Here is a 24440-nt window from a genome sequence, read left to right on the forward strand (position 1 = left end):
ATCCGTTGATTTTTCAAAAAAAAAATCGTTAAAAGAATCCTCATTTTCAATGCCTGTGCCTAACATCTGATGTTTGTAAAATGTTAGTAACTTTAAATTGCATTTGACTGTCAGTAATTTAAGCACATGTTGATAAACTTTTAAATTGTTAACTATTCATAAAAAACCAAAACGGTGCATTGGTTCAATAGATGCTAAAATCAATTAATATGGCTATTTTTGCTGCCTTAATTTATTAATTTATAATGTCGTACAACAACAGGGAAAGCCGTGAGAGCAACCAGGTGGTTTTTGGAACCCGTGCAGTTATTGAGGCCATACGCTCGGGCAAAGAGATCGAATCCTTATATATCCAGAGAGGTATTGGTGGCGAGTTGCTAAATGAGCTCAGGGCTTTACTGCATGAGTTTAATATAACTGCCCAGCAGGTGCCGGTTGAAAAGCTTAACCGTATTACCATGAAGAATCACCAGGGTGTGATCGCATTTATTTCGCCAATTATTTACCAGAAGATAGAAGACATTATTCCAACAATATATGAGAGGGGAGAAGTGCCGCTGATCTTGGTGCTTGATTCTATTACTGATGTACGCAACATGGGCGCCATTGCCCGCACGGCAGAGTGCAGTGGTGTGCATGCAATAGTTGTACCTGCAAAGGGATCGGCACAAATTAATCCTGATTCAATAAAAACATCAGCGGGAGCTTTATATAAAATACCTGTTTGCCGGCATGATAACTTTATGCAAACTGTTAAATTCCTTCAGGAATCGGGCCTGCAATTAGTTTGCTGTACCGAAAAAACCCAGGAATATATTTACAAGCCGGATTATACTGTACCGACGGCCATTGTAATGGGTTCAGAGGAGGACGGTGTACGTAATGATATTATCCGGATAGCAGATCATCTTGCCAAGATCCCCATGTATGGTGAAATTGAATCTTTGAATGTGTCAGTAGCAACCGGGGTGATATTGTATGAAGCGATCCGCCAGAGGCGGGTTGAATAAGTTGATTGAGTTAGATTAGGTTGATTATGTTAAGAAGCTTCAACCACTCACTTAATCAACCTAATCTAACTCAATCAACTCTCACCTAAATATACTTCGCCCCAAATTGGCGCTTCACATCGGCAACAACTTTTTTAACGTTTTGCTCCTGGTCGCGGGGGCAGATCAGCAGGGTATTATTGGCTTCAACAACAATGAAATCATGAAGTCCCTGTAATATAACCAGCTTTTCGCCCGGCACATTAACCATACAGTTTGATGAATCATACATGATCACTTTATCGGCCGGGATAACTGCATTACCTACATAATCTTTTTCGGCAATGTCATAAATAGATGCCCAGGTACCCAGGTCGCTCCAACCAAATTCAGAAGGCAGTACATATACATTATTTGCCTTTTCCATTATACCATAATCAATAGATATATTGGTACATTGCAGGTAAGAGGTGTGGATATGCGATTTTTCATCAGCCGTGTTATACACGGGCCTTGCTTCAGCAAAAATTTCATACATATCAGGCAAGTAACTGCTAAAAGCATTCACAATTGCCTTAGCCGACCATACAAAGATCCCTGCATTCCATAAAAAATCGCCGCTCTGCAAAAATGTTTTAGCTATTTCGAGGGTTGGCTTTTCTGTAAAGGTTTTAACCTTGAAAAAATCATTTTTGAGACTATGTTCAGTGTATTGAATATAACCGTAGCCGGTATCGGGCCTTGATGGTTTTATGCCTAAAGTTATAAGACAGTTATGTGCAGTTGCAGCTTCAAGTGATTTTTCAATAGTACTTATAAAAGCAGCCTCATCAAGTATCAGGTGATCTGAAGGAGCAACAACAATGGCAGCGTCCGGGTTAAGGCTTTCAATTTTAAAAGATCCGTAAGCAACACAGGGAGCAGTATTACGCATTACCGGTTCGGTCAGGATCTGGTTATCGGTCATACCCGGCAGCTGCTGTTTTACCAACCCGGTATAAATCTCATTTGTTACTACGTAAATATTTTCTTTAGGGCATATTTTCAGGAAACGCTCATAGGTGTTTTGAATCAATGTTTTCCCGGTACCCAGTATGTCAATAAATTGTTTAGGGTATGATGTACGGCTAATGGGCCAAAACCGGCTTCCAATACCGCCTGCCATTATAATGGCATAGTAGTTTTTGTTCATATGTGATTAAACAATTTTCATTAAAGTTGTTTGTTTTCCGTTGATAATAAAACTATAATGAACTTTTTATGCTGATTTTGTTTATCGGCAGTTCATGATGGTTTTATTTGGTAAATGCGGGGGCAAAATTGGTTAATAATTTGTAAAATATGAATTAAATAGAACTAAATAAACACGTGTAACAAATACTTGATGTTAAACGGGATAAATAAACAAATTGTTTTTCATAGAATAATCATTTTTGTATAAAATTTTAAAGTAATTCCATCGTTTATTGAGAAAAATTTGTTACTTTAAACTTTTAAATACAATCAAGATTACGTTTATAATGATAGAAACTAAGAAGTCGCTTTTTGATAATCTCCAGAACTTTTTCGGGTTCGATAATTTTAAGGGAGAGCAGGAATCGATCATAACTAATATACTGGCGGGTAACGACACATTTGTGATTATGCCAACAGGTGGCGGCAAATCCATGTGTTATCAATTACCCGCTTTGATGAGTGAAGGTACGGCGATAGTAATTTCCCCTTTGATCGCTTTGATGAAAAATCAGGTTGACCAGTTAAGAGCCTTTGGAGGCTCGGACAGTATAGCCCATTTTTTAAATTCGTCACTAACCAAATCAGATATCGGAAGAGTTAAGGACGATGTATTAGCGGGCAAAACCAAGCTGCTGTATGTTGCTCCCGAATCACTTACCAAACAAGAAAATATTGATTTTTTGCGCCTTAACCAAGTGTCGTTTGTAGCAGTTGATGAAGCGCATTGTATTTCGGAGTGGGGGCACGATTTCCGCCCGGAATACCGTAAGATAAGGCAGGTGATCAGTAACATTGGCGATAATATACCTATTATTGCTTTAACAGCTACAGCAACCCCTAAAGTGCAGCAGGATATTCAAAAAAACCTGCAAATGAACAATGCTACTATTTACAAATCATCATTTAACCGCTCGAACCTGTTTTATGAAGTACGCGCTAAACGTAATGTAATTAAAGAGATAGTTAAGTTCGTTAAGCAAAACCAGGGCAAGTCAGGTATCATATATTGCCTTAGCCGTAAAAAGGTTGAAGAAGTTGCCGAAGCACTGAATCTAAACGGTATTAAAGCGTTGCCATACCATGCCGGTTTAGACCCTAAAGTGCGGGCTGATACACAGGACAAGTTCCTGATGGAAGACGTAGACGTTATAGTGGCTACCATAGCCTTTGGTATGGGGATTGACAAGCCCGACGTCCGTTATGTAATTCACCATGATGTACCAAAAAGCATGGAAGGCTATTACCAGGAAACGGGCCGCGCCGGGCGTGATGGGGGCGAAGGCGTTTGCGTTGCCTTTTATTCAGAGAAAGATATTGACAAGCTTCAAAAATTCATGAAGGATAAACCGGTTTCGGAACGCGAAATTGGTACCCAGATCCTGAAAGAAGTAATTGACTATGCCGAATCATCAGTTTGCCGGCGTAAACAGCTGCTTCATTACTTTGGCGAAAACTTTAATGAGGCCGGTTGTAACAACATGTGTGATAACTGCTGCGGAGCTAAAGAGCATTTTGATGGCGAGTTGCACTTGCACAGGGCATTAAGCCTGATAAAACAAATTGGGGAAAAATTTGACGACCATCATATTATCAGCATCCTTATGGGTGAGGATATTGCACAGATAAAAAATTACGGGCATGACCTGCTTGATTATTATGGCTCGGGTAAGGAAGATGGTGCAAACTTGTGGAATTCATTATTAAGACAAGCACTACTGAATAATTTCTTGTCGAAAGATATTGACCAGTATGGTTTACTGCGATTAACTAAATCAGGAAATTCATTTATTGATAATCCATACAGCATCCGGTTTGTATTGAATAAGCCAATTGAAGCAACAGATGACGATGATGATGCTGACGGCCCTAAACAAGGCGGTGGTGCTTTAGATACAGAATTATTGCAGATGCTTAAAGATCTGCGTAAAAAACTGGCTAAGCAAAAAGGCCTGCCCCCGTTTGTTATATTTCAGGATCCATCGCTGGAGGAAATGTGTACGCATTATCCTATCACAACCGAAGAGTTGAAACAGATCTCAGGCGTAGGGGCAGGGAAGGCGCTGAAATTTGGCAAGCCTTTTACTGATCTTATCCAGAAATATGTAGAGGACAACGACATTGACCGCCCTATTGATATGGTGATAAAAAGCGCCGCAAATAAATCGGCACTTAAAGTATTCATCATTCAAAATATCGATCGTCATTTAAATTTGGATGATATAGCCGCTTCAAAAGGACTGTCGTACGAAGAGATCCTGAAAGAGGTTGAAACCATTGTTAACTCAGGCACCAAGCTCAATTTAAACTATTACATCGACGAAATTATTGATGAAGACAAGCAGGAGGAGATCTTTGATTATTTCCGCACTGCCGAAGTTGATTCAATAGATGATGCATTGGCGGAGCTTGGCAGCGATGATTATACCATTGAAGAGGTGCAGCTAATGCGGATAAAGTTTTTATCTGAAATGGGAAATTAAGCGAAAAGCAGAAAGACCAAAGCAAAAAGCAGAAAGCGTAAAGAAAAGGATTAAAACCCCTGCTTTACGCTTTCTGCTTTTAGCTTTTACCTTACTTAGAGATTATTTTAAACTCAGTCCTCCGGTTATTTTTACGGTCTTCCTCTGTAGTGTTTGGCGCAATGGGCTGTGTTTTACCATAACCTTTATAAATAAGTCTGTCGGCAATAATTTTACTGCTTACAAGGTATTGATAAACTGATTTTGCCCGGTTTTCTGAAAGTGTTTGATTTAGCTGATCGTTACCCACATTATCCGTATGGCCCGATATTTCTATATGTACCGTTGGATTCACAGTTAAAAACGATACCAGTTGCTGTAGCTCTGCAACCGACTCAGTTTGTAAGTCGAATTTATTAGTGTCAAAAAATATATTGTTTAGTACCACTTTATTACCAATTTCAATCGGCTCAAGCAAAACAGAAATATCAAATGGGTTTTTAGGTTCATGGCCAATCAGCGAAAAGTTGGCCGAATAAAACAAGTATCCGCTTTTTGAAATATTTAAACCATAGTTTTTACCGGCAGTTAACGTAGCTAAAAAGTTCCCTTGCGCATCATCACTATAATCCTGGTAAACGGCTTCATTTTTTTGGAGATCAATTATTTCTACAGCAGCTTCAAGCGGTTCTTTGGTTTTTGCATCGCTCACTGTACCTTTTACATAGGTAACAAGCTGTGGTCGCAAATTTGGCGGTAATATAAAAGTGTAAATATCATATCCACCAAAGCCATTTAAATTATTTGATGAGAAAAAAGCATAACTGCCGTTAGCTGTTAAGGTCATGCCGTTTTCATCACCATTTGAATTGATAGGGTAGCCCAGGTTCTCGGGCTTTTGCCATTTGCCATCATTACTTAAACGACTTATAAACAGATCTTTTCCACCTAAACCCGGCCATCCGTTAGAGCAAAAATAAAATGTGCTATCATCCGGGTGGATAAATGGCGATTGCTCATCATAAACTGTATTGATGTTTGGCCCCAGGTTTACAGGCTCACCCCAGCCCTTTTCTGATAATGAAGATTTCCAGATATCGTAACCTCCATAACCGCCTTTGCGGTTACTTACAAAATAAAGCGTTTTCCCATCGGCGCTAATTGATGGCTGCGATTCCCAACCGCTGGTATTTACCGGGGGACTTAAATCAAATGGCTTGCCCCAGTCATCGCCTTTCTTTTGTGCTATATAAATATCACAGCGCCCAAGTCCATCAGGACGGTTACAGCCCGTAAAAAAAAGGTACTTACCATCCTGGGAAATAGATTCGGCGCCCTCATTATATTGAGGCGTATTTATCAGGCTACTTAAATAGGTGGCTGTTTGCCATTTGTTATTCAGCTTATCGCTTTTATAAAAATCTTCGTTATTGTTTATTTTACGGGTAAATATCAGTGTACCCTCATCAGCAGTAGCAACGGGCAGGTATTCGTCTGCGCCTGTATTAATTTCGGGCCCAAGGTTAATGGGTTTAAAAGCTACCGGGTGCGCTATTGCCTGGATACTGAATTTACAGTCGGCAATCAGCTTTTTAGCGTAATCTGTATTTTGTGCAGTGATGTTTGGATAAGTTAAATATTTTTCAAGATGCTGCTGTGCTATTTCATATTTCGCGCTGTTTATTTCCATTTCTCCGGCTTTAAGATATACAGCACGGTTAAATTCAGGATTTAAAGTGATCACTTTATGAAATTGCTCGATAGAAGCTTTGTAATTGCGCATTTGCCGCAACAGGTCGCCTAACACAGCATGGGCCTCAACAAACTTATCGTCGGCCGCTATTGCTTTTTGCAAATTTCCAACAGCATCGTCATACAGATGATCGTCAAGGCTTTGATTAGCCATTGCAAAGTATTTAATAGCTTCTCTATCGGCAGTAGAGTATTGCCTCTGTTGGGCGAATATATAATTGGATGTTAAAAATAACAGAACCGAGAAGAAAATAACTCTCATTGGTTTTGATACGTGATTTTGTACCCTAAGTTACATTTTTTTTTTGGATGTGGATGTGCGGTCAAGATACAAGAGTCAAGATAGAAGAAAAAAAAGAGCAATTGTTAAGATTTGTTTTCTTGATTCTTGACTCTTATTTTCCTGATTCTTTCCCTAAGGTATATTCAAATACTTGTGCGTTTGCAAGGATATTTCCCACTGCGGGTTATTCATTACATAATCAACTATAAGCGGGATCATTTCTTTTGATTTCGACCATTCGGGTTGTAAAAACAGCTTGCAGTTTGGTGAAACAAGCCTGGCGTTTTCCTCGGCAAAAGCGAAATCAGATTTGTTAAACACGATCACCTTTAACTCGTCGGCATTCGCTGCAACAAGATGCATGGGCGCTTTGAATTTTTTGGGTGATAAACAGATCCAATCCCAATTACCTGATAACGGATAAGCACCGGATGTTTCAATAAAAGTTTTGATGCCCCGTTTCTGTAAACCGGCTGTTAAATAATCCAGGTTATAGATCAATGGTTCACCGCCTGTTACCACTACCGCCTTTGAGGGATGTTTGGATGCATTTTCAATGATCTGATCGGCTGCGGTTAATGCGTGCAGCTCTGCATCCCAGCTTTCTTTAACATCGCACCAATGGCAACCCACATCGCACCCGCCAAGACGGATAAAATAGGCAGCCTTACCTGTATTGTATCCCTCGCCCTGTATCGTATAAAACTCTTCCATTAAAGGAAGCAATGTGCCGTCTTCCGGTATCTGGTGTGCCATAATTAAGCTGCAAATGTACAGTTTTGAGCTTAAAGCAGAAAGCGTTTTAGACTTAAAGCACAAAGCAGAAAGCTGAAAGATAAATCACTTTCAATAAATTTACATTTCATCCATAAAAAACCTTTTGGCTTTTTGCTTTTACCTTTCAGCTTTTTTATTTATTATTACTTAAAATTTGCATTATGAAAAAGCTATACTTTTCGGTACTATTTTTCGTTCTGCTTTGCTTCTCTTCATGTGTAGATATTGAGGAGCAATATAATTTTAAACAGGATGGATCATGTAACGTAGTTTACGGTTTTGATATGGGCAGCGCCGTATCAGTATTAATGAACCTGATGTCTGATTCTGTTAAAGCAACTCCACAATTCTCGCTGGTGAAAGATACTACCTTAAACTTTTATACTGCCCTGCCCGATACTACGCAGTTAAAAATGAGCACGGAAGAAGCTAATATGGCTAAAACCAGTAATCTGTCGATAAAGATGGATCTGAAAAAAAGCATAATGAAAGTCAGCGTTAACCACCTGGCAAAAAATTCGGCCGATCTTGAATATTATCTTAAACATATTTCAAAGATCTCGATGAACAGCCAGCTTAAATCAATCTCAAAAGGGGAGAAGCAGCCTTTAGGTTTTGATGCCCAGCAGCTGGTGGCGGGAGAAGACTATTACACTTATGAAATAACTCCGCATAAATTTTACAGGATAATTGATAAAACAAAATTTAATGCATTTTTAAAGAAAACTTCATCGGCATTTTCAATGGCAAAAGCCATGCTGATTGATATGCCTTATAAAGTGATATTGAATTTTGCAAAACCTGTAAAAAGGGTGAACAACCCCAAAGCCATAGTATCAGCCGATAGAAGACGGGTTACTCTGATCACCAACATGGATGATGTAATGAAAAACCCATCATTAATGAATTTAAAGATCGATTTCTGATATTTATGAAGTGGTACAGGATACCTGGTATTGAAGACATTGATAAACCTTTCATTAAAAAAGTAAAAGCCGGCACCATAAGCATTTGCCTTGTTGGATATAAAGGAGAGGTATTTGCAGTATCAGCAACATGCCCTCATCAAGGCTTCGACCTAAGTTTAGGCTCGTGCGAAAACGGAAAACTTATTTGTCCCGTTCATAATTATTCTTTTGATTTGCAAACAGGCAAAGGAAATTACGATTACCTGAAAACCTATGCTGTAAAAATAAAGGATAACATCGTGTATATTGGAATCAGTTCCGTTTGGGACGATATAAAGCAAGTATTTAGTAAATGAACGTAAGAGCTATTGATTATATAACTGAAGATTTTTATGAATCGTTAAGCTTCCAGGATGGTGAACTGCCCGACCTGGAAACTGTACAGAGTGTGTTTTATGCTGATGGCCTGCTGGTAAACAATAGTTTTGGCAAGCCGGTAACCTTTACAGCAGAGTCTTTTGTTCAGACCATGGAGGCCCAGATTGCATCAGGTACCTTATTGCAATTTATGCAGCGCGAGCTATACTCAAAAACCGACATATTTGGCAAAGTAGCGCAGCGCCTGAGCGTTTATGAATACAGTTTTGCCGATCATGAAATAAACAACCTTCCCCGTGGTATTAACTATATCCAATTTATATGGGTTGATGACAGCTGGCGGATTACCTCAATGGTCTGGAGCGACGAAAATGAAAATCACCAAATTCCTGGGGAATATATTGGTCATTAGTCATTAGTCATGGGTTTAACTGACGAAGCGTTTCACCAAGATTCAATGACTAATGACTAATGACCAATGACTATGAATACACCTCTTTATTAGCCGATGCCAAAGTGTTCTTCAGCAAACCAATAATGGTCATTAACCCAACGCCACCGGGTACAGGAGTGATCCATGAAGCTTTTGGGGATACGTTTTCAAAGTCAACATCGCCATAAAGCTTAAAACCTGATTTGGTGGCAGTACTGGTTTCGCGGTTCATACCCACGTCAATAACCACCACACCGTCTTTTACCATATCGGCAGTGATGAAGTTCTTTTTGCCGATGGCTACAATAAGAATATCAGCATCGAGCGTAAATTTTTTGATATCAGGTGTGCGGCTATGGCAAATGGTTACTGTGCAGTTGCCCGGAGTAGTGTTACGTGCCATCAAGATGCTCATAGGCGAGCCTACAATGTTGCTGCGGCCAACTACAACACAGTGTTTACCTGAAGTATCAATGCCATATTCTTTCAGCATTAACGTAATGCCGTAAGGAGTTGCCGGGATAAACGATGGCAGGTTCCGCTGCATACGGCCAAGGTTAACCGGGTGAAAGCCATCCACATCTTTGCGGTAATCTATTTTTTCGGTTACTTTCTCAGGATCAATGTGTTTGGGCAGCGGTAATTGTACAATAATACCGTCAATATCGGCATTTGCATTAAGTTCAGCTACTTTGGCTAATAATTCTTCTTCGGTTACTTCATTTTCATAACGCACTAAGGTTGATTTAAAACCTACCGCCTCACAGTTCTTTATTTTACTGGCAACATAAGTTTCACTGCCACCATCATGACCAACCAGCACAGCAACCAAATGCGGCTTGCGCCCGGTTTCTGCCAATATTTTAGCTGCTGCTTCAGCTATTTCACCTTTAAGTTTTTCTGATACGTATTTTCCGTCGAGTAATTGCATTTTATTGAGATATGAGACGTGAGATTTGAGATATGAGACAGAAAAAAAATCTCACGTCTCATATCTCACATCTAATTTAGTCTAACTTAAGCACCGCCATAAATGCCGATTGCGGGATCTCCACATTACCAACCTGGCGCATGCGCTTTTTACCTTTTTTCTGTTTTTCCAATAGCTTGCGCTTGCGGGAAATATCACCACCGTAACATTTGGCAGTAACGTCCTTACGTAAGGCTTTTACCGTTTCGCGTGCTATAATTTTGGCACCAATAGATGCCTGGATAATAATTTCGAATTGCTGGCGCGGGATCAACTCTCTTAACTTTTCACAGATCTTTTTACCGAAATCGTAAGAGTTCCCCCTGAAGATTAATGACGATAGCGCATCAACAGGCTCAGCATTTAAGCGGATATCCAAACGTACCAGGTCCGACCGACGGTAACCTATTTGGTGGTAATCAAACGAGGCATAGCCTTTGGATATGGTTTTCAATTTATCATAAAAATCAAAAACTATCTCGCCCATTGGCATCTCAAAGATCAGCTCAACACGATCGGAAGTTAAATACGACTGGTTTTTTATAAAGCCACGTTTTTGGATACACAATGACATTACTGGCCCTACGAATTCAGACTTGGTAATGATAGTCGCCTTAATATAAGGCTCTTCTACATAATCAATCTTGCTTGGGTCAGGCAGGTCTGATGGGTTATTTACTACTATAGGTTCACCACGGGTGGTATAGGCGATATATGATACGTTGGGAACAGTAGTGATCACCGTCATATCAAACTCGCGCTCTAACCGCTCCTGGATGATCTCCATGTGCAGCATCCCAAGGAATCCGCAACGGAAACCAAAACCTAATGCCGCTGATGATTCCGGTTCAAATACCAGCGATGCATCATTTAACTGCAGCTTGGCCATTGACTCACGCAATTCTTCGTACTCATCTGTATCCACCGGGTAGATGCCGGCAAATACCATTGGCTTTACTTCTTCAAAACCCTGGATCCCTGTTTCGCAAGGGCGGTCGACGCGGGTTATGGTATCACCCACTTTTACTTCGCGCGCTTCTTTTATGCCGGATATAATGTAACCAACATCACCCGTTTTAATAACATCCTTAGGCAGCTGTTTTAGCTTTAAGGTGCCTACCTCGTCAGCAAGGTATTGTTTTTCGGTAGCAAAGAATTTTACTTTATCACCTTTGCGGATCTCGCCGTTAACCACTTTAAAGTAGGCAACAATACCACGGAACGAGTTAAAAACCGAATCGAAGATCAAAGCCTGCAACGGTGCCTCAGGATCACCCACAGGGTGTGGAACTCTTTTAACAATGGCTTCTAAAATCTCATGCACCCCCATACCTGTTTTGCCTGACGCGGCTAAAATATCTTCGCGTTTGCAGCCTATCAGCTCAACAATCTGGTCTTTAACCTCTTCGGGCATAGCTCCGGGAAGATCCATTTTATTCAAGACCGGGATGATCTCCAGGTCATTTTCTAAAGCAAGGTATAGGTTGGAGATAGTTTGCGCCTGGATCCCCTGTGCTGCATCAACAATAAGCAAAGCACCTTCACAGGCTGCTATGGAACGTGAAACTTCGTAGGAGAAATCAACGTGCCCGGGAGTATCGATCAGGTTCAGGATATATTTTTGACCGTTCAATTCATAATCCATCTGTATCGCATGGCTTTTTATGGTGATGCCCCGCTCACGTTCCAGGTCCATATCATCAAGCAATTGAGCCTGCGATTCGCGCTGGGTTATGGTATTGGTATATTCTAATAACCTATCGGCAAGTGTGCTCTTACCGTGGTCGATATGTGCTATTATACAAAAATTACGAATGTGTTCCATTGAAGCGCAAAAATAGCTTTTTAGGGCGACATTTTGTTATAGGAGATTTCGGAATTCGGAATTTCGATTTCGGATTTAGGTTTTAGGGTTAAAGCTCAGGCATAAGTTAAAGAAAAATCGACTATTTCCGGCTTTTCGATAGCAGTAATTTCTGGATGGGTATTATCTTCAAAATACAATTCTAAAGCCTCTTGTAAATTAGCTAATGTATCGCTCTTTGTATCACCGAAACTTGATACCTCAATATTTAAACACCGGGCAACAAAATAATCTCCTTCTTTCCAAACAGCACTATTGATTTGAATAGTTTTCATATTATTCATTTTATCAAAAAAAAAATTATATGATATACAAATACGCTACAAGAAACATCCAACCCATGGCATTGAATTTAAATTTTCAGCTCTATATAAAAGTATTTATAACAGCTCAAACAAACAGGCTGTTAAATTAAAAGCGAAGTGAAAACATATTCCATACCATAATGTGTCTTCCTTCAGGCGTACGTATCCTATAAAAATGGCGAAGGGAATGAGCCAAAACAAAGAAATAAAACTAAGATGTATAATAGCGAACAAAAAGGCCGAAATATAAATTGCCTGTGGAGCGTCAACAACTTTAAGCAGAATATTCAGCAAATACCCCCGGAAAGCAATCTCTTCAAAAAGCGCAGGAGTTACGGCTGTAAACAATACAACTACCATTTCATAAAAAACGTTTCCCCTGGCAAAAATAAAATAATGTGCTTCTTTTGAAAAGAGCGCAATATTCAACCAGCCCACCGTGTAGTGCACAACAATTGAGCCGATCATAGCTATAGCAAGGTAAGCCGCCAGCTTTTGCCACGAAAAGTTCCGCCATACAAAAAGTCGTTTGTTCTCCGTCCACCTGTCGGCAAAAAAAGTAACAGCGGTGATCCAAAGAACCGCTTCAAATACCATGTCCCAAAATAGTGTATTGAAAAATGAAACGAATTTTGAGACCGAGCATGAAAGTATATAAATACCGTAGAACAAGGCAGCCTGTTTCAGCAGCAGCCAACGGCTTTCCAAACTTAGTTCACTTGTTAAGATTTGCTTAGCGCCGCATGCAGGGCAAAATCTACCGGAAGTATTTATCAAAGCCTCACACTGAACGCAGGCCTTTTTATCAAACACTGAACTAACTGACTCCTCCAAAACTTATGAAAGGTTATTTTCTTTCCTGATCTTCTCTATTTCTAGTGCCGATTTAAGCCCCTTTACCAATAAGCCAACAATTACTATTTTAAGAAATATGCCACGAACAATGCTAACAGGATCGACAATTGCATCTAAAACCAATATGATAGCATATAAGCATAAACCGGATATAATGCATGCCAGTGGTTTTTTCCTGCTATAACCTCCAAGGGCCAAAAATAACATGGCCAAAATAAGATTAGTGATGAGCGTGGCAATGGCATCCGGGCTGTCCTTTTTAAGAAAATAAAAGATCATACCGCTAACTACAAAAATGCCGCTCAGATAATACAATACATTCCCTGCTTTCCTTACTTTGTCATTAAAATGAAACAGGTCGATGTTCCGGAAATCATGGTTTAAGCGAAAATCTTTTTGTTCCTGTTCTGTTCCTTTTACAGGATATCCGCAATTTTGGCAGTAAACATCATCTGTAGCAACATTTGTAAAGCATGAATCACATCGTTCAAGAGATTGAGCCGGTGCTGAAAGGGAATTTTCCATTTAATTATATTGTGAGGTTTTTAGTTTTCTAAATATAATTATAGAAATTGATTTTGAAAGAAATCTGATTAATTTATTAAAACGAATCGGCACTGAGGCAGAAAGCATTGCTCTACATTCCACTTTCCACAAATACAGGTGTTTCCGTAACCTCAATAGTCACCTTGCCATTGGTTGTATTAACTACCTTGCTCTCCATAACATCGGCGCCTATTTTTAAAGTGTGGATATTTGCTCTGGCCGCTTTTTCCAAATCCAGAGTATAGCTTGCTTTTCTCCCGGTTTCATCGGGAATGGTTAACACGTACATTGTTTTATTGCCAAGCTGATATTGGTCAACCAATGGATCCTTGCTAATGGTTTTTATATAATTATAACTGCCCATAAGCTTTGTTGCTTGTAAAATATAATCTGCAGCGGGTCTGGGTTTTATCCCTTCGGCGAGGCCCGAGGTAGCGTATTGTGTTGAACCTCCTCCATTATCGTCAAACAACTGGTAAAAAAAAACCCGTTTAACACCATAACGAATGTATAGGAGGGACGTGCGCAGGATCCAGTCGGCCTGGTTAGCTAATACTGTTTTTGCTCCTATAGATTCAGCCCTTTGGTAGCTTTCCTGGTTTATGTCGTAGCCTGTTTCAGTTACCCAAACTTCCGGATGCTGCGGCAGGCTGTTTGCTAAATTAACAAATGAGTTGGCTATGCTGCCCGAGATTGAAAGTTCAGGAGCTATGCCGGTTGTGGCTTTCTTTTGCACCCTTACATCGCCGTTGTTTGAGTATAAATGGTAGTTGATCACATCAAAGCATATATTAATACTGCCATCTTTTTTATATCCCCGGTTGGCCTTGCACCAGTCGATTATTTTTTGAACAAACTTTACATCGGCAGTTGCTAAGCCGCCCATAACTACCTGCATATCAGGGTCAGCAGCTTTTACGCCAACACCCGGCCCAAGCTTACCCATATTTCCATCATAAAATGCCGACAAATTTGCTGCATATTGCTCAGCAGTTTGATGTGTTTCATCACCACCCCACCACCTGTCGCGCTCGTTGCCGCATTCTATGTATTTTATTAATCCCATTCCAATAAGTGGCTGGTTTGGTATATCGCCGTTCCAGCGTTTTCTGGTATCTACTTTAACCAGGTTTTTATCTGCATTTTTATTGTAGCCATACCGTGCTGTAAACTGGAATGCGGCACGGGCCTGGTCGGCATATGATGCTGGGTCATTTAAGCTTTGTCCGTATGGCACAGGGGCATTATCATCGTCCCTTGAGCTTGCCGGGTAAGTGTTTTGCAGCCATTCAGGGATGTTTTTCAGATCAGCTAAAACTAAAATGCCATCCTTTTTGCAGCGCTCATAAATTACATCGTAATCCCAGCCACCGTTATTGGTAGGGTTAAAGGTATAATTGCCTTTTGTGGTTTCAACACGGTTCCAGTTCAGGTAATGCCTTAAAGCCGAGAAAGTTTTCACCAGGGCCATATTATCCTCATAAATATGCTTCCTGTCGTTAGGGCTGGCAGGGTTTTCTAAAAAATTCCATTCGTAGCCATTTATACCGAACATATTTTTTAGCGGGACTGTATTACTGCTATGGTCAACATTTATTTGAGGCTGATTTACTGCAGCAATCTTGTTGGTGTCTGGATTGGTAGACTTGTTTAAGTAGGCAACGCTTTCAGCATTACTCTTTACGCCCGACCGGCAGTTAGTACCAAATGAAATTATAGGGATAATACTTAAAATAAGTTTGCAACAAGGCTTCAAATACATATATAATGTTTGCTTTACCGCTTAATTATGGTTGATGTAATGCAACACAATATATTAAAATCGGTTTGTAATGATGACATTATACGTACTTTTGAGGCTGAGGGTTATAACTAACTAACCTCAAATTGTAGTGCGCTAAGGTACCTGTATAGCCCTTGCTCATTACCTATCAGCTCCTGGTGGCTTCCTGATTCAATAATTTTTCCTTTCTCTAAAACGATGATCTTATCAGCCTCACGGATAGTTGAAAGGCGGTGAGCAATAATTATTGAAGTGCGATTTTTCATCAGTTCTTCCAACGCTTCCTGCACCAGGCGTTCCGATTCTGAATCTAATGATGAAGTGGCTTCGTCAAGGATCAATATAGCCGGGTTTTTTAATAACGCCCGTGCAATAGCGATCCGCTGCCGTTGTCCACCGGATAATTTAACACCACGTTCACCAACAATAGTATCATAGGCTTCTGGAAAAGAGGTTATAAACTGGTGAGCATTAGCCCTTTGCGCGGCCTGGATAATTTCGTCATTGGATGCACTAAGTTTGCCATAGGCAATGTTTTCTTTTATCGACCCGCCAAAAAGCATAACATCCTGTGGTACAATAGCTACCTGGTTGCGGATATCTGTTAGTGAATAATCGGCCGCAGGTTTTCCGTCAAAAGAAATCACACCGCTTTGAGGATGATAAAATTGCAGGATCAATGCAGCCATGGTTGATTTACCCGAACCGCTTGGCCCTACAATTGCTACCCTTTGCCCGGCAGCCGCATCAAAAGAAATTTCGTTTAATACTGTAAGCTCAGGCCTTGACGGATAGGCAAAAATAACGTTGTTGAATGAAAGCTTACCTGCGATCTTCTGTTTAATAACGTTATCAGGTTCGTGGATTGAAACCTCTTCGCCATTTTCATCCAGTATTTCGAGCACGCGCTCACTGGCACCAACTGCCTTTTGTACATTGGCATACAGATCAGGAAAGCTTCCCATGGCGCTGCCCACAAATGAGGCATACAATGCAAATTTAAACAGCTCACCTACCTTAAGCTCATTATGACTAACCAATATACAACCGTAGCCAACTATTGCCACAATTGCACCAAACAAGCAAAACACAATAAAAGATACAAATATACCCCTGTATTTTGCACCTTTAATGGCTATATCAGCTACGTCCTTTATGTTTTTACCATACCGGCCGGCTTCAAAAGCTTCATTAACAAATGCTTTAACATTTGCTATTCCCTGTAATGTTTCTTCAATAATAGTATTTGATTCTGCCAGCTTATCCTGTGCCTCCCTTGATATTTTACGGATAAAACGGCCAAAAAATATGGCAAAAACAATTAGGGGCGGTACCAATATCAATAGGGCTATGGCTAATTTTACTGATATTATAGCCATAAATGCAATGCCGCCAATTAAGAGAACGGATTGTCTTATCATTTCGGCAATAGTAGTGGTTAAAGTATCCTGGATTTGCGAAAGATCGGCCGATATCCGGCTGTTAAGTTCTCCAACCCGGCGGTTCGAGAAAAAATTCATAGGCAGGGTTATCAGCTTAAAATAAGTGTCCCTTCTTATGTCAGCCAATGACCGTTCTGCAACATTAACGAACCACAGGATCCTGAAAAATGAAACAAATGCCTGTAAAAACAATACTATAAACGCTAAAATTAAGATCCCTTTAATTGATGCCGGCAAAATTCCGTTACTAAGCTTTCCCTGCGCAGTATCAATCAATGCTCCTATAAATGAGGGGAAGGCAAGGCCAACCAGGCTCGATAAAAATAGAAAAGCTAATGCGGCTATAAATTTGCTCCGGTAAGGTTTGATATATGAAAGCAAACGCGAAATATTATGTAAGGTTTGCCTGTTTAACTTTGCTTTTGGAAGCTCAGCCTCCGGTGCGTTACTGCTGTTTAATCGTCTTCGTGCCATTTTACTTTACTTATTTCTTCTGCCATTAAAGACGATTGATACTCCAAAACATTTTAATAAATATAAAGGTAATGATAAAACTTAAGTATGGCGTTTAGTGGTACGGGTGGTGCGTTTAGTTTTAACAGGCGGGCGCTTGCGCTTACGGAACACCAGCATCAAAAATATAAGCGCAGATAAGGCCAGTACTGCTATTATTAATATGTTCCTGATCTTTTCATCCTGCCGCTGCTGCGCTTCGGCATCAGCCTTTAATACATCAATTTGTGTACGCAGTTTATTGATGGTATTCATGTAACCAAGGGTACTCTGCTCGGTTTCCTGTGAATGATTTTGGACCTGGGTTTGTTGAAAAACACGATAATCAAAGAGGATCTTTAATTCCTTATAAATGTCATTGTCCGTTTTAACAATATCCATTAAAATATCATTTGAGCGGCGAATATCTTTTTTTGTTTGAAACCCGAAAATACCTGTGTGTTTAGTCAGACTTTCATCATACTGGCCAAACTTTTGTGCTCTCTGTGCCAGCATGCTATTTATCTTTTTGCGTTGCAGCTTGTAAGCAAGGGAGTCGGTGTTAGCATGGGCGTAAACTCCGGCAGATAAAACGCTGAATAAAATTAATAGGATGAAATTTTTCATTATTCCAAAAAATCGATGATCACACTATCGCCCAATCCGAGACCCAGCAAACCGCTTGCGTTACCTTTATTTATGGCTATCTCCAAATGATCGCTTATTCCAAAAAGACAGAGCTTCTCGCCCTCGGGTACTTCATTATAGTGCCAGCTTAGGTGGTTGATAGTTTCGTTCCGTTTAAATGATAACATAAAACGCCTGCCTTGCTGTACTGTATTAAAAAACTCCTTGGTGATATTGGTGATAACATTCTGAAAAGAATCAATATAAATTACTACTCCCTTTATCAGGTTTTTTTCAATAACCGGCTGCAGGTTCATTTTTTTCTCAATGTCGCTTACAGGCAAACCTATTTCAGCCAGCGTTCCGCCCTGTGCAAGGTGACAGGCTGCCTTGACAAAAATATCAGCAAGGGGAAAATGCAAAAATTTCAGGTCCTGCATTATGTTTATCTCAAAGATCTCATCAGGATCAGAATCAAACATTAACGAGAATATGCCGTTATCAGCCCCTACAAAATAATGGTTTTTATACTTTACTCCCAGGTATCGGGTCTCGGTATTAAAAACAGTATCAATGCCAATTAAATGAACCGTGGCATCAGGAAAATAATAAAAACTATTTTTTAATATGAAGGCCGCTTGTTGTATATTGTAAGCAGCAACACTATTGGTAATGTCGACAATATTAACCGACGGCAATAATTTCAGTATACTGCCTTTAAGGGCAGCCTGATAAATATCTTTATCGCCCAAATCAGTAGTTAAAGTTATTATTGCCATTAATTTTTTAAATATTTATCGCTAATCTTGTGCAAGCAATTAGAGCTACAAATATTCAATTTTAATTCATAAAATTCTGCAACTAAAAATCAATTTGTATTGAACGAACTTAAATTGTCAATTGAACAAATCAACCCGGCAGTTTTGTGGGGACCGAATAATGATCATTTTGAGATCATTAAAAAACAATACCCAAAACTTAAAATAGTGGCCCGGGGCAGCGAAGTAAAGGTATTGGGTGATGACCATGAACTGAATATATTCCAGGAAAAATTCCAGCACCTGCTTCAGCATGTTGAAAAGTATGAAAACCTAAACATAACCGACCTGGAAAGAATACTGGGATCAAAAATAGATGCACCAACAAGCGATCTGTCTGCAGATAAATTTGCCAGCGGCGAGGTTATCGTATTTGGACCTAATGGTGTTATGGTTAAAGCCCGTACCGCCAACCAACGTAAAATGGTTGATTGTATAAATAAAAGCGATATACTTTTTGCCATAGGCCCTGCAGGTACCGGTAAAACTTATACTGCAGTAGCTTTAGCAGTAAGAGCACTTAAGAATAAAGACATTAAACGCATTATATTAACCAGGCCGGCAGTTGAAGCAGGGGAGAACCTGGGCTTTTTACCGGGTGATTTAAAAGAAAAGATAGACCCATATTTACGCCCATTGTATGATGCGCTTGATGACATGATCCCGGCTGAAAAGTTAAAGTTTTACCTGGAGAACCGTACCATTGAAATTGCACCATTGGCATTTATGCGTGGACGAACACTGGATAATTGCTTTGTTATTTTGGATGAGGCGCAAAATGCCACCGATATGCAGCTAAAAATGTTTTTAACGCGTATGGGCCCGTCTGCTAAGTTTATTGTCACCGGCGACGTCACCCAAATAGATTTGCCTAAAAAACAACAATCGGGCTTACATACAGCCTTACGTATACTTACAGATATCAGTGGAATTGAAATTGTTTATCTTAGCGGCGAAGATGTTGTAAGGCACAAACTGGTAAGGAAAATACTGGCTGCGTACGGGGACATACAGTAGTAGTGATCAGGGGCTGGAGATTAGAGATTAGTTAAAATCAATCTGCAGCTTCTGATCTCAGGTCTCAAATCTAAAACACATGAATGCAATAAAAGAAACACATTTTAATTTTCCGGGCCAAACCAGTTTTTATAAGGGTAAGGTTAGGGATGTTTATACAATTAATAATAAATACCTGGTAATGGTTGTTAGCGACCGCATCTCGGCTTTTGATGTGGTACTGCCTGAGCCTATTCCCTACAAAGGGCAGGTGCTTAATCAAATTGCTGCTAAATTCTTAGCAGCTACTGCTGATATTGTTCCAAACTGGGTTGTTAGCGTGCCAGACCCAAGTGTAACTATCGGCCGTATTTGTGAACCCTTTAAAGTAGAGATGGTGATCCGCGGATACCTTGCGGGCCATGCATGGCGCGAGTATAGTGCAGGAAGAAGACAGGTTTGTGGGGTTAGCTTGCCAGACGGGCTCAAAGAAAACGATAAGCTGCCTGAACCCATTATTACACCTACTACTAAAGCATCGGTAGGGCATGATGAGGACATATCAAAAGAACAGATCCTGGAGAAAGGGATCGTATCAGCGGCAGATTATGAGCAGCTGGAAAAATATACCAGGGCCTTATTTAACCGGGGAACTGAAATTGCCGGTAAACAAGGTTTAATACTTGTGGATACAAAATATGAGTTCGGTAAAGCCGATGGAACAATTTATTTAATTGATGAGATCCATACACCAGATTCGTCAAGATATTTTTACAGCAACGGTTACCGCGTACGCCAGGATAACAATGAGCCGCAAAAACAGCTTTCGAAAGAATTTGTAAGGAAATGGCTGATTGAAAATGGTTTCCAGGGTAAGGACGGGCAAGTAGTTCCATTGATGAGCAATGAGATCGTTCAATCTATCTCTGAGCGCTATATTGAGTTGTTTGAACAAATAACCGGTGAGCAATTTATTAGACCCGGAGATGAAAATGTACTGGCCCGTGTTGAAAAAGCTATTAATAATGAACTTACTGTACTGTAATTTTTTATTTGTAGACAAAATAATTATATCTTTAGCTTTTAATTAAAACAAAAAATGAAATTTACAGTTGACAAACACGAAAAATATATTCTGTTAAAGCTGAATGAATCAAAATTAAATTCATTAATCACGCCCCAGCTTAAATCTGAATTGATATTGATCAATACAGAAGGTCAACGAAACATCATTTTTGACCTTTCACAAGTTAAATTTGCAGATTCATCAGGATTGAGCAGCTTACTTGTTGGTCATCGTTTATGTAAAAATGCTTCGGGAACTTTTATCCTTACCGGCTTAAACGAACCAGTTGCCCGTTTAATCACCATCTCACAACTTGATAGTGTACTTTCTATAGTACCCACCTGTGAGGAAGCCATTGATTTGGTTTTTATGGAAGAAATAGAAAAAGAATTAAAAAAAGAAGCAAAATAAGTATCTGATTGGTTACCAACTATGAGATTTGAGGTAACAATCCTTGGCAGCAGTTCTGCAACCCCCATTTTTAACAGAAACCCAACATCGCAGGCGCTCAACATAAATGAACGCCTTTACTTAATTGATTGCGGCGAGGGAACTCAACAGCAAATGCTGCGGTTTGATATTAAGGCGAGTCGTATTGATCATATTTTTATCAGCCACCTGCATGGCGATCATTATTTGGGCATTGTTGGATTACTTTCTTCCCTTCACTTAAATGGGCGTATAAAACCTTTAAAAATTTATTGCCCACCACAGTTAAAGGAAATTATTGACCTGCAGCTAAATTATTCTGAAACTACTTTGCAATATCCGGTGGATTATGTTTTTACTAATCCGGAAAAAGCGGAAGTAATTTTAGAGAACCAGGATATTACCGTTGAAACAATACCGCTCAATCATAGAATTTCATGTACGGGCTTTTTATTTAAAGAGAAGAAGAGACTGCGAAAATTAATAAAAGATAAGCTTGAACAACTAGCTATACCTATTGAATATTATTCGGCACTAAAAAAAGGGGCAGATTATATAATGCCCAGTGGCGAGGTATTGAAAAATGAGTTGCTAACTATAGATTCCAGCGAACCTAAAGCGTATGCTTATTGCTCTGACACATTGTATGACGAAATGTACTTTAAACAGATAAACAGTGTTACGCTTCTATACCATGAGGCCACATTTTTAAACAACATGCTCGACCGGGCAATTGAAACCCATCATACCACCGCACTGCAAGCCGGGCAGGTTGCATTAATCACCAATGCAAAAAAATTACTCATCGGCCATTTTTCGGCCAGGTACAAAACCCTGAATGAATTGCTTGATGAAGCACGCAGTGTGTTCCCTGAAACTGACCTGGCTATTGAGGGGCGGACTTTTGTAATTGGAGAATAGAGACTATAGGTTAGAGATTAGTTGTGTTATTCAAATTTCTCTGGTCTCTAACCTCCGGTCACTAATATCAATCCTTTTTCCCACCAAACACTGATAAGCTTACATAACGTTTTGGGTGTGCTTTTAAATCTAAAAACAGGATGTTTAAGTTAGCAGAAGCATCCTTCAAATTATTGTACATTTTATCATCATTGAGCAATAACCCCAGGGTACCTTTGTTGGTATTTATTTTATTGATGGTTTCCTGCAGATCGGCCATTGCTTTATTTGCATTATCCAATGTTTGTTTAATATTGGCAGCAGCTATATCATTACTAACCTTTTCAAAGTTACCGGTAATGCCATTTAAATGTGTCGTACTGATTTTTAAATTAGCCGATACTGTTTCGGCATTTTCCAGGATCCCATTTATATGTCCAGTTTGCCCGCCAACTAATGCATCAATCTTTTTTGTGGTGCCTTCGAGAGTTTGCAAAGAGTTGGCTATGCTGGTAAAACTTCTGTCAACGTTCTTCTGAAAATTTGGATTTAAGATCTTATTTATTGCTGACAGTGATGAGTCGAGCTTGGATATTAAATTTTCAGCCTTGGTTTGTATAGGCTGTAAGCTTTCAGCTAAACTTCCCTGTATATCGGCACGTAATGTGTCGTTATCATCAGCATAAGTATTACTGTTGCCATATTCAAATACAATAGCCTTTCCACCTAAAAGATCAGTACTTACCAGTTTTGCCAGTGTGTTTGACGGCACGTTATATTGCTTTTCAACTTTAAACTCAACAATAGTATGGCCATTTGCAAGCAACTTCATTTTTGAAACATTTCCTATAGGGAAGCCATTGACTAATACCGGCTTTGACACCGACAAGCCATCGACGCTTTTATAAATAGCATAATATTTATTGGAACCCGAAAAAACCTCGTCCCCTTTTAAAAAACTATACCCTAGTATAAGAACAGTAATTGTAATGGCAGTTAATACGCCTATTTTAGTTTCGTTTGATATTTTCATGATAGAGATTTGAGATGTGAGATGTGAGATGTGAGATGTGAGATTTTGACAGGTTATGATTTTTTCTGTCTCATATCTCAAATCTCACATCTAATTAATTATTGTGATACTTGTTCTATTCCGGCTTTATAATTTGTTATAGCTCTTACTATTGATGCCACAATTTCATCCTGGCCAGCTTCTGAATTCAGGTAGGCCTCATCGTCTGGGTTGTTAATATAGCCTGTTTCAACAAGCACAGCAGGCATGGCGCTATGGCATAATACTAATATACCCTGCTCCCTGATCCCATCGCTATGCCTTCCATCAGTTTCAGTAAACTCCGTATTAAGCAACTCAGCCAAATGAATACTTTGTTTACGATATTTGCGCTTGTATTCATTCATCAATATAATTGATTCCGGATCATTTGGATCCGGATTGGTATTCATCTCCGTATCATCTTCAATCAGGTTATCTTTGATAGCCTTTTCTTCTTCTTTGCTACGATGAAAACCATAAACCAACAGTAATACACCTTTACCGGAGCGGTCTGCAACTTCAGTGGTCCTGTAAATAGGCTTATGATGCTTATGACCAACAACTTCGCGAATGCGCCTGCCTGGTAATGAATTACAATGCAGCGAAATAAAAAGATCTCCTTTATTCGCATTGGCAATATCTGCCCGTTTTTGCCAGGCAACATCATCGTCTGAACTGCGTGTTAACACCACTTTTACACCCGCTAATTCTTTTTCTATAGCCTTTTGCAATTTAAATGCAAGGGCAAGCGTTACATTTCTCTCTGAGGAAAAAGAGCCGGATGCACCATGGGAATAATTGCCTGTAGTGCCTGATGGCCGGCCACCGTGGCCGGGATCAACAATAATGGTTTTAATTTTATAACCATTATTGGTAACTGTATCTTGTTTCTCAGAAGAACATATTGCAAAAGAAAAAACGGGTAAAGTTGTAAGTAAAACCGATAAACCGTAAATCAATCTTTTCAATGCCTTATTTTTCATTATTTTTGAACGCTGTTAACTATATCTGCAAAAATACTATTCATAATCAATTTTGAAATTCATAAGTCTATTTTTTCTTATTGCAATAATTTTAA

The 24440-nt window shown here is 39.6% G+C and carries 23 protein-coding genes; 9 read left to right on the forward strand and 14 right to left on the reverse strand.

Annotated elements, in window-relative coordinates:
- Nucleotides 1–245 precede the first annotated feature (245 nt).
- Nucleotides 246–1010 (forward strand): 23S rRNA (guanosine(2251)-2'-O)-methyltransferase RlmB, encoded by a 765-nt coding sequence (gene rlmB / locus JWQ54_RS21635; RefSeq protein ID WP_299589259.1) that lies wholly within the window; start codon nt 246–248, stop codon nt 1008–1010.
- A gap of 85 nt (nt 1011–1095) precedes the next feature.
- Here the strand turns inward: rlmB and JWQ54_RS21640 are convergent, their stop codons facing one another.
- Nucleotides 1096–2181, reverse strand: coding sequence for a mannose-1-phosphate guanylyltransferase (locus tag JWQ54_RS21640; protein WP_299589261.1), 1086 nt, complete (start codon nt 2179–2181; stop codon nt 1096–1098).
- A 331-nt stretch (nt 2182–2512) separates the two neighbouring features.
- Here JWQ54_RS21640 and recQ point away from each other — a divergent pair, with 331 nt between their 5' ends.
- The gene (gene recQ, locus JWQ54_RS21645) at nt 2513–4705 is read left to right on the forward strand and encodes a DNA helicase RecQ (protein WP_299589309.1); all 2193 of its coding nucleotides are present in this window, start codon (nt 2513–2515) and stop codon (nt 4703–4705) included.
- A 91-nt stretch (nt 4706–4796) separates the two neighbouring features.
- Here recQ and JWQ54_RS21650 read toward each other — a convergent pair whose 3' ends face one another.
- Together JWQ54_RS21650 and JWQ54_RS21655 are read right to left on the reverse strand one after the other, a co-directional pair.
- On the reverse strand, nt 4797–6698 hold the full coding sequence (locus JWQ54_RS21650; protein ID WP_299589263.1) for an OmpA family protein: 1902 nt from the start codon (nt 6696–6698) through the stop codon (nt 4797–4799).
- Nucleotides 6699–6851: 153 nt separating this feature from the next.
- Nucleotides 6852–7475: a 7-carboxy-7-deazaguanine synthase QueE gene (locus JWQ54_RS21655; protein WP_299589265.1), complete on the reverse strand. Its 624-nt coding sequence runs from the start codon at nt 7473–7475 to the stop codon at nt 6852–6854.
- 182 nt (nt 7476–7657) lie between these two features.
- Here JWQ54_RS21655 and JWQ54_RS21660 point away from each other — a divergent pair, with 182 nt between their 5' ends.
- The 3 genes from JWQ54_RS21660 to JWQ54_RS21670 are packed head-to-tail and all read left to right on the forward strand — an operon-like array spanning nt 7658 to nt 9194.
- Nucleotides 7658–8422: a hypothetical protein gene (locus JWQ54_RS21660; RefSeq protein ID WP_299589267.1), complete on the forward strand. Its 765-nt coding sequence runs from the start codon at nt 7658–7660 to the stop codon at nt 8420–8422.
- A gap of 5 nt (nt 8423–8427) precedes the next feature.
- On the forward strand, nt 8428–8760 hold the full coding sequence (locus JWQ54_RS21665; protein ID WP_299589270.1) for a Rieske 2Fe-2S domain-containing protein: 333 nt from the start codon (nt 8428–8430) through the stop codon (nt 8758–8760).
- Nucleotides 8757–9194, forward strand: coding sequence for a hypothetical protein (locus tag JWQ54_RS21670; RefSeq protein WP_299589273.1), 438 nt, complete (start codon nt 8757–8759; stop codon nt 9192–9194). The genes JWQ54_RS21665 and JWQ54_RS21670 overlap by 4 nt, the downstream gene beginning before the upstream one ends.
- A gap of 70 nt (nt 9195–9264) precedes the next feature.
- Here the strand turns inward: JWQ54_RS21670 and JWQ54_RS21675 are convergent, their stop codons facing one another.
- The 9 genes from JWQ54_RS21675 to JWQ54_RS21715 form a co-directional block, all read right to left on the reverse strand.
- A complete protein-coding gene (locus tag JWQ54_RS21675) occupies nt 9265–10146 on the reverse strand; it encodes a bifunctional 5,10-methylenetetrahydrofolate dehydrogenase/5,10-methenyltetrahydrofolate cyclohydrolase (protein ID WP_299589274.1) in 882 nt (293 codons plus the stop codon).
- Nucleotides 10147–10222: 76 nt separating this feature from the next.
- On the reverse strand, nt 10223–12010 hold the full coding sequence (lepA, locus tag JWQ54_RS21680; RefSeq protein WP_299589275.1) for a translation elongation factor 4: 1788 nt from the start codon (nt 12008–12010) through the stop codon (nt 10223–10225).
- A 95-nt stretch (nt 12011–12105) separates the two neighbouring features.
- Nucleotides 12106–12324, reverse strand: coding sequence for a hypothetical protein (locus JWQ54_RS21685; RefSeq protein WP_299589276.1), 219 nt, complete (start codon nt 12322–12324; stop codon nt 12106–12108).
- A gap of 105 nt (nt 12325–12429) precedes the next feature.
- Nucleotides 12430–13062 carry a type II CAAX endopeptidase family protein gene (locus JWQ54_RS21690; protein ID WP_299589277.1) on the reverse strand — a complete coding sequence of 211 codons (633 nt, stop codon included), beginning with the start codon at nt 13060–13062 and terminating at the stop codon, nt 12430–12432.
- 129 nt (nt 13063–13191) lie between these two features.
- On the reverse strand, nt 13192–13734 hold the full coding sequence (locus JWQ54_RS21695) for a hypothetical protein (RefSeq protein WP_299589278.1): 543 nt from the start codon (nt 13732–13734) through the stop codon (nt 13192–13194).
- A gap of 112 nt (nt 13735–13846) precedes the next feature.
- The gene (locus tag JWQ54_RS21700; protein ID WP_299589279.1) at nt 13847–15517 is read right to left on the reverse strand and encodes a hypothetical protein; all 1671 of its coding nucleotides are present in this window, start codon (nt 15515–15517) and stop codon (nt 13847–13849) included.
- Between the two features lie 110 nt (nt 15518–15627).
- Nucleotides 15628–17454, reverse strand: coding sequence for an ABC transporter transmembrane domain-containing protein (locus JWQ54_RS21705; protein WP_299589280.1), 1827 nt, complete (start codon nt 17452–17454; stop codon nt 15628–15630).
- 81 nt (nt 17455–17535) lie between these two features.
- Nucleotides 17536–18099, reverse strand: coding sequence for a hypothetical protein (locus JWQ54_RS21710; protein WP_299589281.1), 564 nt, complete (start codon nt 18097–18099; stop codon nt 17536–17538).
- On the reverse strand, nt 18099–18878 hold the full coding sequence (locus JWQ54_RS21715; RefSeq protein ID WP_299589282.1) for an SAM-dependent chlorinase/fluorinase: 780 nt from the start codon (nt 18876–18878) through the stop codon (nt 18099–18101). The genes JWQ54_RS21710 and JWQ54_RS21715 overlap by 1 nt, the downstream gene beginning before the upstream one ends.
- Nucleotides 18879–18977: 99 nt before the next feature.
- On the opposite strand from JWQ54_RS21715, the gene JWQ54_RS21720 reads away from it, so the two are divergent.
- The 4 genes from JWQ54_RS21720 to JWQ54_RS21735 all read left to right on the forward strand — a co-directional run bounded on the left by JWQ54_RS21720 (nt 18978) and on the right by JWQ54_RS21735 (nt 22329).
- A complete protein-coding gene (locus JWQ54_RS21720; protein ID WP_299589283.1) occupies nt 18978–19934 on the forward strand; it encodes a PhoH family protein in 957 nt (318 codons plus the stop codon).
- Between the two features lie 79 nt (nt 19935–20013).
- Nucleotides 20014–20958 carry a phosphoribosylaminoimidazolesuccinocarboxamide synthase gene (locus tag JWQ54_RS21725; RefSeq protein WP_299589285.1) on the forward strand — a complete coding sequence of 315 codons (945 nt, stop codon included), beginning with the start codon at nt 20014–20016 and terminating at the stop codon, nt 20956–20958.
- A 54-nt stretch (nt 20959–21012) separates the two neighbouring features.
- Nucleotides 21013–21390: an STAS domain-containing protein gene (locus tag JWQ54_RS21730; RefSeq protein ID WP_073400249.1), complete on the forward strand. Its 378-nt coding sequence runs from the start codon at nt 21013–21015 to the stop codon at nt 21388–21390.
- Nucleotides 21391–21411: 21 nt separating this feature from the next.
- A complete protein-coding gene (locus tag JWQ54_RS21735; protein WP_299589287.1) occupies nt 21412–22329 on the forward strand; it encodes a ribonuclease Z in 918 nt (305 codons plus the stop codon).
- A 67-nt stretch (nt 22330–22396) separates the two neighbouring features.
- Here JWQ54_RS21735 and JWQ54_RS21740 read toward each other — a convergent pair whose 3' ends face one another.
- Nucleotides 22397–23341: an MlaD family protein gene (locus JWQ54_RS21740; RefSeq protein WP_299589289.1), complete on the reverse strand. Its 945-nt coding sequence runs from the start codon at nt 23339–23341 to the stop codon at nt 22397–22399.
- A gap of 98 nt (nt 23342–23439) precedes the next feature.
- Nucleotides 23440–24345 carry an N-acetylmuramoyl-L-alanine amidase gene (locus JWQ54_RS21745; RefSeq protein ID WP_299589291.1) on the reverse strand — a complete coding sequence of 302 codons (906 nt, stop codon included), beginning with the start codon at nt 24343–24345 and terminating at the stop codon, nt 23440–23442.
- Nucleotides 24346–24440 lie beyond the last annotated feature (95 nt).

It is taken from the genome of Mucilaginibacter sp. (assembly GCF_028288225.1).
In the GTDB taxonomy this organism is placed as follows: Bacteria; Bacteroidota; Bacteroidia; order Sphingobacteriales; family Sphingobacteriaceae; genus Mucilaginibacter.